Raw genomic sequence first — 10,555 nt, forward strand, 5'->3', positions numbered from 1 at the left:
CCCTAGCTGGGCCCTGCCTCATTTGCTACCTTTGGCCGCAGCAGCCGGGGGCCCGGACAGCAGCTGCCGGACCGACACCGCCCCTTTCCCGGCTTCCCCGTCCCCTATGTCCACTTCTGTCGCCGACATTCTCGCCCCCCTGACCGCCCTTTCGCCGCTCGACGGCCGCTACCGGCGGCAGACCGAGCCCCTGGCCCGCTACTTTTCCGAGCTGGCGCTGATGCGCTACCGGGTGCTGGTGGAAGTTGAGTACTTTATTGCCCTCTGCCAGCTGCCCCTGCCCCAGCTGGCCCCGGTCGACGCGGGCGTATTCCCGGATCTGCGGGCCATCTACCTGCACTTTTCCGGTGCCGACGCCGAGGCCATCAAAGCCCACGAGCAGGTCACCAACCACGACGTGAAGGCGGTGGAGTACTTTCTGCGCGACCGGTTCAGCCAGCTCGGGCTAAGCCAGTACCTGGAGTTCATTCACTTCGGGCTCACCTCCCAGGACATCAACAACACCGCCGTGCCGCTGAGTTTGCAGCAGGCCCTGATCGGGGTGCTGCTGCCGGCTTACGCCCAGGTGCGCAACCAGCTGGCCGCCCGCGCCGCCGAGTGGGCCGCGGTGCCCATGCTGGCCCGCACCCACGGGCAGCCGGCCTCGCCCACCCGCCTGGGCAAGGAGCTGGCCGTGTTCGTGGCCCGGCTTGATGCCCAGGTGGAGCTGCTCGGACAGGTGCCCTTCGGCGCTAAGTTCGGCGGGGCTACCGGCAACTTCAATGCCCACCACGTAGCCTACCCCCAGGTCGACTGGGCCCGGTTTGCCGACCAGTTCGTGAACGGCACGCTGGGCTTGCACCGCAGCCAGCCCACCACCCAGATCGAGCACTACGACCACCTAGCTGCCACCTGCGACGGGCTCAAGCGCATCAACACCATCCTGATTGACCTGGCCCGGGACGTGTGGCAGTACATTTCGATGGGCTACTTCCGGCAGACCGTCAAGGCGGGGGAAGTGGGGTCCTCGGCCATGCCGCACAAGGTGAACCCCATCGACTTTGAGAATGCCGAGGGCAACCTGGGCGTCGCCAACGCCCTGCTCGAGCACCTGGCCGCCAAGCTGCCCATCAGCCGCCTGCAGCGCGACCTGACCGACTCTACCGTGCTGCGCAACCTCGGCGTGCCGCTGGGCCACGCCCTGATTGCGCTGAACGCCCTGCGGCGGGGCCTCGACAAGCTGGCCCTCGACGAGGAAGCCCTGCACCGCGACCTGGAAGCCAACTGGGCCGTGGTGGCCGAGGCCATTCAAACTATTCTGCGCCGCGAAGCGTACCCCGACCCCTACAACGCCCTCAAGGTCCTGACCCGCACCGGCGGCGCCATCACCCAACAGACGATGCAGGAGTTTATCGAAACGCTCGACGTGCGCGAGGAAGTAAAGCAGGAGCTGCGCGCCATTACGCCCCAGAACTACGTGGGAATCTGACCTCAACCGCCTCTTACCGAACTTTACAGAGCGGTACTGGCCCTGGAGGCGCCGGGCCAACAAGTGCGCGCCCTGCCGTTGCCACCACGGCAGCTCTGGACGGGGTAGGCCCGCGGCCGGGCCTTTATCCGATGCGGTGCGGCGAGAGCACGGGGCAGCTGGTAGTCGACTAACTTTTCAGAAGCGCGGTCCCGGCGTCAGGATGGGGAAAAAAGCACTAAGTACTACGCTGGATCAACGCCCTGTACTACCCTGTAACTGCTCTGAGGGCTGGCTTCCGGAAAGTCAGCCCTCTTTGTTTTCCGACAATATTCTATTTCAATCTAACCTTTCTTATACTTAGGAACGCAAACACCGTCCGCTCTTTTACGCCCCCTCCACCGTCACTCGCCAACTTAACCCGTACATGACTGATGAAGAATTAATTACGCAAAAAGTCGCTGAAGTTGCTGCCACTGCCGACCTCTACCCGGGCGTCGTCATTGTGCTGAACATTCATACCAGCTCCGTGGAATATATGTCGAAGCGCGGGCTGCTGTTGCTGCGCACTTCCATGGCCGAGCTGCGCGCGATGGGGCCGGACTACCACGTCCGCTTTTTCAACCAGGAAGAGGCTCAGGACTATGTGCCACTGCTGTTTGGCATCATGGAGAAAAATGACTTCGAAACGGTCATCTCCTTTTTTCAGCAGGTGCGGACTACCGAAGGCCCCGAATGGAGCTGGTATCTGAGCACCATCAAGCTGCTGGCCCAGGACACCCAGGGGCAGCCCCTGCTGTTCATCTGCTTTGCCAGCCCCATCGACCCTTCCAGCCACGTCACAGCCAAAGTGCAGCGCCTGCTCGACGAGAACAACTTCCTGCGCACCAATCACCATAAGTACGCGCTGCTCACCCGCCGGGAGTGCGAGGTGCTGCAGCTGCTGGCCCTGGGTAAAAGCTCCCAGGAAATTGCGCTTATGCTGAGCGTGTCGGCGCAGACGGCGGAAACGCACCGCCGCAACATCCGCCACAAGCTGGAGCTGCACTCCACCTTCGACCTGGGCATGTACGCCCGGGCCTTCAATCTCATTTAATTCCCGGTTCGGCCGGTCCGACCGTACAGGGTTGGGCCGGCCGATGCCCGGTTTTCTTCCCCACTGGTAGGGCCGGTGTGGCTTATTGGTCTTTGTCGAAGACGGGTGCGCCGGGGATATCTTCCGCCAGCAGGCGCGTGATTTCGGTTGCCTCAAAGCGCAGCGTGTCCAGCCGCAGGGCGAGCAGGGCGGGCGTGCCGTCTTCGCCGGCGAGCGTGGCAGCGGCCTGATCTTCCAGGATGTTTAGCCAGCGCTGCTGCCGCTCGGGCAGAGCCCGCCGCAACGTGGGCAAAGCCTGCCGCCAGAGCCGGGCCTGGGACCACCGCGCCTGGCACCGCGCCAGCTTTTCCCGGGCCTGACAGATTCCCAGCTCAAGCTCCTTCAGCCGCGCGCTCAGCGTCCTGCGGTCGGCCGCCGACAGCACGGGTGCGGGCAGCGCCGGGGCCGTTCCATCGGGTCCCGGCAGGGCCAGCACCAGCGGGGTTAGTTTTTCCAGGGCCGGCAAAGGCAGGCGCCGCTTCCCGCGCTCATCCATGGCAACCATGGAGCGCGTTACGCCCAGCAGGCCGGCCAGGTCCCGCTGCGTGAGGCCGAAGTGCGCCCGTACCCGCTGCAGGGTCGAATAATGGGCCCGGGGGCCTTTCTGATAGGAAAACTTAACCATCGGTACGGTAAAATGATAGAAATAACGACCGGGCCTAAGTTGTGACAAAATGATCTGTGACAAAACGTTTTGTCACAGATCATTTTGTCACAGGTTTCCCGGCCGGCTCAGGCCCGCCGATTTTCGGGTCCGGGTAACCAGCTACTTCGCCCCGTCGGCTACCTTTGCCGGATACTTATCCTTCGCATGGCCGAACTCAACGGTATTACTGTTCATCCCAACTGCCGCCATTTCCGGGGCGACATTCCCTGCCGCCCCAACAAAGAGCACGGCTACCAGTGCACCGGCTGCCCAGTGTACGCGCCCGTGCAGCATCGCATCCTGATTATCAAGCTGGGCGCCATCGGGGACGTCATCCGCACCACGCCCCTGCTGCGCCGCCTGCGCCAGGAGTACCCCGACGCCAAAATCACTTGGCTCACGCTTACGCCCGCCATCCTGCCCGCCGGGGCCATCGACGAGATTCTTAAGCTGGACCTGCCCAGCGTGCTGCACCTGCAGGCCCGGGAGTTTGATCTGCTCTTGAACCTGGACAAGGACAAGGAAGCCTGCGCCCTGCACGACTCCATCCGGGCCGCCCGCAAGTTTGGCTACACTCTGCACCCCAACGGCGTGGCCTGGCCGTCGAACGAGCTGGCCAACCACAAGTTCCTGACCGGCGTGTTCGACCAGCTGAGCCTGCAAAACCAGAAGCCCTACGTCCAGGAAATCTTCGAGCTCTGCGGCTTCGAGTTCCAACACGAGGAGTACGTATTTGATAACCATCAGGACAAGGGCTACCGTTGGGACCTGCCCACGGGCAAGCCCCGCGTGGGGCTCAACACCGGCTGCGGCGACCGGTGGACCACCCGGCTGTGGTCGGACGAGAAGTGGATTACGCTGATCCGCCAGCTGCAGCAGGCCGGCTACGCACCGGTGCTGCTGGGTGGCACCGCCGAGCACGAGCGCAACGTGGTGCTGCACGAGGCCACCGGCGCCGCGTATCCCGGCACGTTCCCGTTGGAGCAGTTCATCAACCTGATGCACCAGATGGACCTTATCGTGACCCAGGTGACCATGGCCATGCACATCAGCATTGCCCTGCAAAAGCCCACGGTGCTGATGAACAACATCTTCAACCCCTACGAATTCGACCTCTACGGCCGGGGGCAGATCGTGCAACCCGACCGGGAGTGCGTGTGCTTCTACCGGGGCTCCTGCAAGCTGGGCACCAGCTGCATGGAAGATTTGCCCGCCGACAAGGTATTTGCCGCCGTACGGGCCAGCCTGCCGGCCGTTCCGGCATCAGCTTAGCAGCTCGGGGGCGTCGTGCGGTTGGCTTCCAGCTGGGCGAGGTACTCGGCCGGCAGGTGGGCACGCACGATGTCCTGAATGACGGACAAGGGCAGTTCCTCGGCCCGCTTAAAGTTCAGGCAGCTCTTGCCGCCCTTGGGCCGGGGCGTCGCGGCCTCCAGCTTTTCCCGGTGCCGGCCCGCAAACACGTAGAGCGGCATCAGGTACAGGCTGATGTAGTTTTTCTGGCTGGCCAGGGCCACGTAGCTTTCCTTGCCGGCGCTGTACTGCAGAAACTTTGGCCCGATCTGCTCGGTGTAGCCGGCCGGCATGGCGGCCCGTACGGCTTCCCACACCTGGCGCACCGGCTCCTGCCGCTCCGGGGGCAGCATTGCAATAAAGTCGTCGAAAGAGATAGAGTCGGTGGAAGTGCTCATTTGGCCAGCTAAGTTGATTTCACCGCAAAATAACGTTCCCGGCTAAGCCAGAAAGCACCGGTTGGCAGGCTATTCCGGCTTGCCCGGACTGGTCAGGCCGGCTACGGCTTTCAGCGCCCCCACCATCTCGCTCCAGGAGAACTGCTTTTTCTGCTCCCGCACCCCTTCGGTAAAGGCGGCTTCGCGCTGGTGCTGGTAGAAATCCAGGATGGCATCGGCAATGGGGCTCGGCTGGGCTTTGGTGACGTAGCCCACTTTGCCGGCCGGAATCAGCTCGGCCAGCCCGCCCACGTCAGTAACCAGCATGGGCCGCTCGAAGTGGTAGGCAATCTGCGACACCCCGCTCTGGGTGGCGTTCTTGTAGGGCTGCACCACCAGGTCGGCCGCGCAGAAGTAGTCGACTACCCGCTCGTTGGGAATAAACTCGGTGGCCCGCACCAGCCGGCTTTCCAGGTGATGCTGCCGGATCTGGGCTTCGTAGGGGGCGGCATCCTCATAAAACTCCCCGGCAATAATCAGCTTGACGGGCAGGGCGGCCAGCCGCGGGTCGGCCATAACGTCCAGCATCAGGTCGAGGCCCTTGTAGGCCCGGATAAACCCGAAAAACAGCAGGTAGTGGTAGCCGGGGTCGAGGCCCAGGGCCTGCAGCGCCGCTGCCTTGGGCTTGAGGGCGCCGAAGTTGTCGTACAGCGGGTGAGGCTGGTAGCGGGCCGGCTGCTTGAAGTGCAGGCGGCGCAGATCAGCCAGTACCGAGCGCGACATCGTTACGAACCCGTGGCAGGCACCCAGAAAGTACAGCGTAAACGGCCGGTCCCCGGGGCGCTTCTCGTGGGGTATTACGTTGTCGGTAATGGCCACGACCCGGGTGTGGCGGTTGCGCCGCAAAAGCCGGGCAATCGAGCCCAGGGCGGGCCCCATAAACGGCAGCCAGAAGCGGAATACCACCAGATCGGGCTTTTCCCGGCGCAGCTTCTGCCCCACCGCCCACCACGAGAGCGGATTCACCGAGTTGATGCTGACGTCGATGTGCAGGTCGGTCGGGCCGGGCTCGGTGCTGAGCTGGGTCTGGCCCGGAAACAGAAACGTGGGGTACTGCAGGCTGAACGTGACGATGCGCACTTCGTCGCCGGCCTCGCGGAAGGCCCGGGCCAGCCGCTCGTTGTACGTAGCCAGCCCGCCGCGCAAAGGGTAGGCCGGCCCGATTATCACGACGCGCATAAAGTCAGTTGCTAAAGCCTACCGGATGTTGAGCGTATCCCGGATCAGGTACTCGTTGCGCCGGGAGCCGCTGAGCGACACCATCTCCGCCAGGAAGCCGGCCAGGAACAGCTGCATCCCGATGATGACGGCCACCAGGGCCAGAAAGAACAGGGGCTGGTCCGTGACGCCCCGGGCCCGCAGGTTGTTATAGGCCAGGTACCACTTCTCGCCTACCAGCCAGAGCGTAATCAGCATGCCCAGCAGAAACGAAACCGAGCCCATCGTACCAAAGAAGTGCATGGGGCGGCGCCGGAACCGGCTCACGAAGGTGATGCTCAGCAAATCCAGGAAGCCATACACGAAGCGTTCCAGCCCAAACTTGGTGGTGCCGTACTTGCGCTCCTGGTGCTGCACCACCTTCTCCCCGATGCGGGCAAAGCCGTTCCACTTGGCAATGACCGGAATGTAGCGGTGCATCTCGCCGTACACCTCGATGCCCTTTACCACGCGCTGGTCGTAGGCTTTCAGGCCGCAGTTGAAGTCGTGGAGCTGAATGCCCGAAATCCACCGCGTCACGCCGTTGAACAGCTTGGTCGGGATGGTTTTGGTAAGCGGGTCGAAGCGTTTCTTCTTCCACCCGCTTACCAGGTCGTAGCGGTCCTGCACAATCATGCGGTACAGCTCCGGCAGCTCCTCGGGCGAGTCCTGCAGGTCGGCGTCCATGGTGCACACCACCCGGCCACGGGCGGCCTCGAAGCCGGTATGCAGCGCGGCCGACTTGCCGTAGTTGCGGTTGAAGCGGATGCCCCGCAGGTGAGTGTCGGTTTGCGCCAGGGTTTCAATTACCTCCCACGACGTATCGGTGCTGCCGTCGTCAATGAGAATCACTTCGTAGCTCAGCCCGTTCTGGGTAAGCACGCGCTGAATCCACTGGGTTAGCTCCGGCAGGGACTCCGCCTCGTTGAGCAGGGGAATGACGACCGACAGGTCAACGTCGAAAAACGGGAAGGAATGATTACTCAAACTCGGGACGGGTGCGCTTGGTAATGGCCGAGATAATCAGGCTGATAACAAAGCCGCCAATCAGCGAGCCGATAAGCGCCATAACCAGCATCATCGGACCCGTCATCATCGACTGGGACATGCTCATAGCCTGATCAATCTGCTCTTCGGTCAGCTTGCCGCCTTCTTCCAGCTTGGCACGCGAAGCCTCTACGGTCCGGGCCAGATAGGTATTGTCGATAAAGCTGACGTAGATGTACGTGAAGATTCCGCCTAGCAGGCCGGTAATGCCGGACAGGATAGTACCGATGCTCAGGCCCTGCCCGTAGCGCATAAATCCGCCATTGTGCTGCTTGAAGTAGTTGTGGGCCATAAAAATACCACCTACCAGCACCGCGAAGCTCAGCCACTTCAGCGGGCCCTGGTCGTTATGGGTACTCATCAGGGCAAAGGAGATAATAACACTGATAACGCCTACAATAAGGCCGTAGCGGACGCCGACCGAAGCCGGGGTAACCTGGGTGTTGTTGGTAGTCGTGTTTTCCATATGTAAGCAGGGATTGGTTGTTTGGTGGCGAAAGAACAAGATTATTTTCGAAAGAATATGCCCCCGGGAATACTGAGCAGTAGTCCCAGAATCAGCTTCTTCGTGAATTCATCAGTAGCCAGGGGCTCGGGCGTCGAAGCCAGGTCATCTTTTAGCTTCTCAAACCGCTCGGCGTCCCCGGGCTTTTTGACGAAGTCCTTGCGGCTGGCTTCCATAACCCGGCGCATTTCCACCCGGTTCTTCTCCATCAGCTCCGGCCCTGTCGTCTTCGCAAAGCCATACACGCCCAGCGCCGACAGCGACGCTAGTACCAGGGCAGTCAGCACACCGGTGCCCATTGCGCGTCCCAGGCCCGGGCCGTTGGGCTGGAAATAGCGACGCAGAAACCACTGGCTGCCTACTACGGCTACCGGCACCACCAGCATGCTCATCAGCCGCTTGGGCCCGTAAGGGTTCTGTCCCCCGAGGTACAGGCCGATCAGCCAGAGCAAGGAGAGGATGCCGGCCCCGAGTCCGAACACGAAAGCGGTACGGAGAACGGGATGATTGCGCGAAGCGTCGGAAGTCACGTGGGCTCTGCAGAGTGAAGCGGCAAGATAGGGTTGTTTCCTTGAATTAGGATGCCGGCAGGCCTCAGGCCGCCACGTTTACCGGGGCCGCCGCAGCCTTGCGGTTACCAAACCGCAGCAGCAGCACTTCGGCCAGCAGACAGGCCAGCGCCGCCCAGATGCAGTAGCGCCAGAGCGGAGTGCCTACCCGTTCGGCACGGTACCGGGCGGCCACGGTAGCACCGTTGCCCGGCTCGTATACGTGCACATTCGGCCGGCTGGAGCCAATGAGCTGCCGGAGCTCTGCCGCCGAGTACGACGCCAGCTGCGACTCGCGCTTATCGAAGTTCAACGCCAGCGTCGTCACTGGCCGGCCGTTGTGGGACAGCGTGTAAAAGCCCGGCTGCTCCGCGCCCGGCGGCACATCAAACACCACCCGACCCGCCTGGGTCCGCTGCGCAGGAATAAACGCTAAGCTGTCCTTCTGCAGCTTGAACACCTGCTCGGCGGAAGCAGTGGCCGGTACGGTCAGGGAAATGGCCCGCTGATTTAAGCGGTACGCCGGCTGCTGGTCGTTGCGGTAGCTCTGCATGGCCAGGCGATACAGCACGGGTACGAACAGCGCCTGGGTCGGGAAGTCGCTGTAGCCCCCGCCAAACGGTGCCGCAAACAGATACACCATCCCACGCCCGCTGGTAAATCCCGCCAGGTAGCTGTCCCCGTCGCGCATGCGCAGTATTTCGGTACCTGAGCGTGACCATTGCAGCACCGGCGACGCTTTCGGCATCACCGTGCGGGGGTTCTGCTCGGCAAATACGTCCTGGAAGAAAGGGTTCTGCCGGCTTGGAGCGGCAATATCGCGTAGTACGGGCGTCCCCGTGGGCTGCCATTGCACGGTGCCCACGCCCAGCTCCCGGAAAAGCTGGTTGTACGACTCCCGGGCCGCTGCCCCGGCGGGAGGCACTACCACGACGGTTCCGCCTTGCTGCACCAGCCGACGCAGATTCTCCCGCAGTCCGGCATCCACCCGCTCTACTTCTTCCACCACAGCCAGATTTGCCGAAGCCAGCTGCTGATAGTCAACCCGGCCGGCTCTGCTTCCGGTATAGGCAAACAGCGGCTCGTTGGTGTACACCCCCGCCACCGCTGCCTCCTGTCGGCCCGCCACGCCCACAATCCGGATTTTCGGCGAAGGCTGGAGCGTAAAGTAGTAGGTATTGTCAAACGAAACGGGCAGGTCGGTGACTTCCACCCGGCACTTCTGAATCTGGTCTGACGTTAGCCGGACTTGCACCGTACTGGTGCTGGTTGAGCCTGCCGCCACGCTGGTCCGGAACGAGGCCTCCTGCCGGCCCTCCACGAAAAGCTTTACCTGACAGTCGGCTGCGGGCGCGCTGCCGCCATTGCGCAGGCGTACCCGCAGCGTCAGGTCGGCGCCGGTGCGTACAAAAGCATCCTCCAGGGCTACGCTGTCGACGTACACGTTCTGGGCGGCCTTCACCCCCAGCGGCACCAGAAACACTTCCTGCTCCTTATCTATTTCTTCGAGGAGTTGGGGCGAGAAGCTGTTCTTCTGAAAATCGGAAAAGATAAACACCTGCCCCGGCTGCCGTCCTGCCTGCACCTTATTCAGGTCGGCACGCAGACTGCCGGAATGACCCGAAACCCGCATTTCATCAATCGTAGCCTGATACGCTGCCCCTGACACCGATTCCCGGCCGGATCCGGCTATCCGGAAACGGGCAGAAGCGGGCATGGCGCGGACGAGGCTACGAGCCTCCTGCTGAGCCTGCTCAAAGATTGGCTGTCCGGTTTCATTCTCAACCTCCATGCTGGGGGAGGAATCCAAAACGACGGCCGTGTGTCCGCCTGCCTGTTCATTCTGAAGAGGTGCCGGGATAAAGGGCAGGCAAAAGGCCAAAACAAGGAACGTCAGCGCGCCCAAGCGGGCCAGCAATACCAGCAGGTGCTTTAGGCGTCGCTGCCGGGCCGTCACCAGCTTCACCTCCCGGATAAAGCCCACGTTGGTGAACAGAACCCGTTGGGGACGCCGTAGCTCAAAGAAGTGCAGCGCAATCGGAATTGCTAGGCTCAGCAGACCCAGCAGAAACCAAGGATAGGTTAAGGACATTCAGATAGCAACGTTGATCCGGGAAAGATAGAACAGTATCCGTATACCAAACGTTTTGCAGCTCCAGGTACGTCCCTGGCATCTGCAGGAAAGGGTTCTAAAGCCGGCATCCAGCGCGATTCAGCCGCACAGCTGGGGCGGGGCCAGCGGGGGGCTGTAAACGCAGACGAGCCGGCTGCCGCATCTCACCCGAAGGGAAACGCTGGCAGCC

General features: G+C 62.3%; 10 protein-coding genes. 3 read left to right on the forward strand and 7 right to left on the reverse strand.

Going from position 1 to position 10,555, the window contains the following annotated elements:
* Nucleotides 1-106: 106 nt before the first annotated feature.
* Together purB and LJY25_RS10145 are read left to right on the forward strand one after the other, a co-directional pair.
* Entirely contained in the window at nucleotides 107-1,468 is a 1,362-nt protein-coding gene (gene purB, locus LJY25_RS10140) for an adenylosuccinate lyase (protein ID WP_227608211.1), read from the forward strand.
* A gap of 406 nt (nucleotides 1,469-1,874) precedes the next feature.
* Nucleotides 1,875-2,543 (forward strand): response regulator transcription factor, encoded by a 669-nt coding sequence (locus LJY25_RS10145; RefSeq protein ID WP_227608212.1) that lies wholly within the window; start codon nucleotides 1,875-1,877, stop codon nucleotides 2,541-2,543.
* An 82-nt stretch (nucleotides 2,544-2,625) separates the two neighbouring features.
* Here the strand turns inward: LJY25_RS10145 and LJY25_RS10150 are convergent, their stop codons facing one another.
* The gene (locus LJY25_RS10150) at nucleotides 2,626-3,207 is read right to left on the reverse strand and encodes a helix-turn-helix transcriptional regulator (RefSeq protein ID WP_227608213.1); all 582 of its coding nucleotides are present in this window, start codon (nucleotides 3,205-3,207) and stop codon (nucleotides 2,626-2,628) included.
* Nucleotides 3,208-3,393: 186 nt separating this feature from the next.
* Here LJY25_RS10150 and LJY25_RS10155 point away from each other — a divergent pair, with 186 nt between their 5' ends.
* Entirely contained in the window at nucleotides 3,394-4,500 is a 1,107-nt protein-coding gene (locus tag LJY25_RS10155) for a glycosyltransferase family 9 protein (protein WP_227608214.1), read from the forward strand.
* Here LJY25_RS10155 and LJY25_RS10160 read toward each other — a convergent pair.
* From LJY25_RS10160 to LJY25_RS10185, 6 genes are all read right to left on the reverse strand, one after another.
* A complete protein-coding gene (locus LJY25_RS10160; protein ID WP_227608215.1) occupies nucleotides 4,497-4,916 on the reverse strand; it encodes a DUF1801 domain-containing protein in 420 nt (139 codons plus the stop codon). The genes LJY25_RS10155 and LJY25_RS10160 overlap by 4 nt on opposite strands.
* Before the next feature lie 69 nt (nucleotides 4,917-4,985).
* Entirely contained in the window at nucleotides 4,986-6,134 is a 1,149-nt protein-coding gene (locus LJY25_RS10165) for a glycosyltransferase (protein WP_227608216.1), read from the reverse strand.
* Nucleotides 6,135-6,152: 18 nt separating this feature from the next.
* On the reverse strand, nucleotides 6,153-7,139 hold the full coding sequence (locus LJY25_RS10170) for a glycosyltransferase family 2 protein (RefSeq protein ID WP_227608217.1): 987 nt from the start codon (nucleotides 7,137-7,139) through the stop codon (nucleotides 6,153-6,155).
* Nucleotides 7,132-7,665 carry a DUF4199 domain-containing protein gene (locus LJY25_RS10175; protein WP_227608218.1) on the reverse strand — a complete coding sequence of 178 codons (534 nt, stop codon included), beginning with the start codon at nucleotides 7,663-7,665 and terminating at the stop codon, nucleotides 7,132-7,134. Before LJY25_RS10175 ends, LJY25_RS10170 begins: the two co-directional genes overlap by 8 nt.
* Before the next feature lie 41 nt (nucleotides 7,666-7,706).
* Nucleotides 7,707-8,234, reverse strand: coding sequence for a DUF4199 domain-containing protein (locus LJY25_RS10180; RefSeq protein ID WP_227608219.1), 528 nt, complete (start codon nucleotides 8,232-8,234; stop codon nucleotides 7,707-7,709).
* A gap of 64 nt (nucleotides 8,235-8,298) precedes the next feature.
* A complete protein-coding gene (locus LJY25_RS10185) occupies nucleotides 8,299-10,344 on the reverse strand; it encodes a BatA domain-containing protein (RefSeq protein WP_227608220.1) in 2,046 nt (681 codons plus the stop codon).
* Nucleotides 10,345-10,555: the final 211 nt, after the last annotated feature.

This window comes from Hymenobacter translucens (assembly GCF_020685205.1).
Lineage (GTDB): Bacteria > Bacteroidota > Bacteroidia > Cytophagales > Hymenobacteraceae > Hymenobacter > Hymenobacter translucens.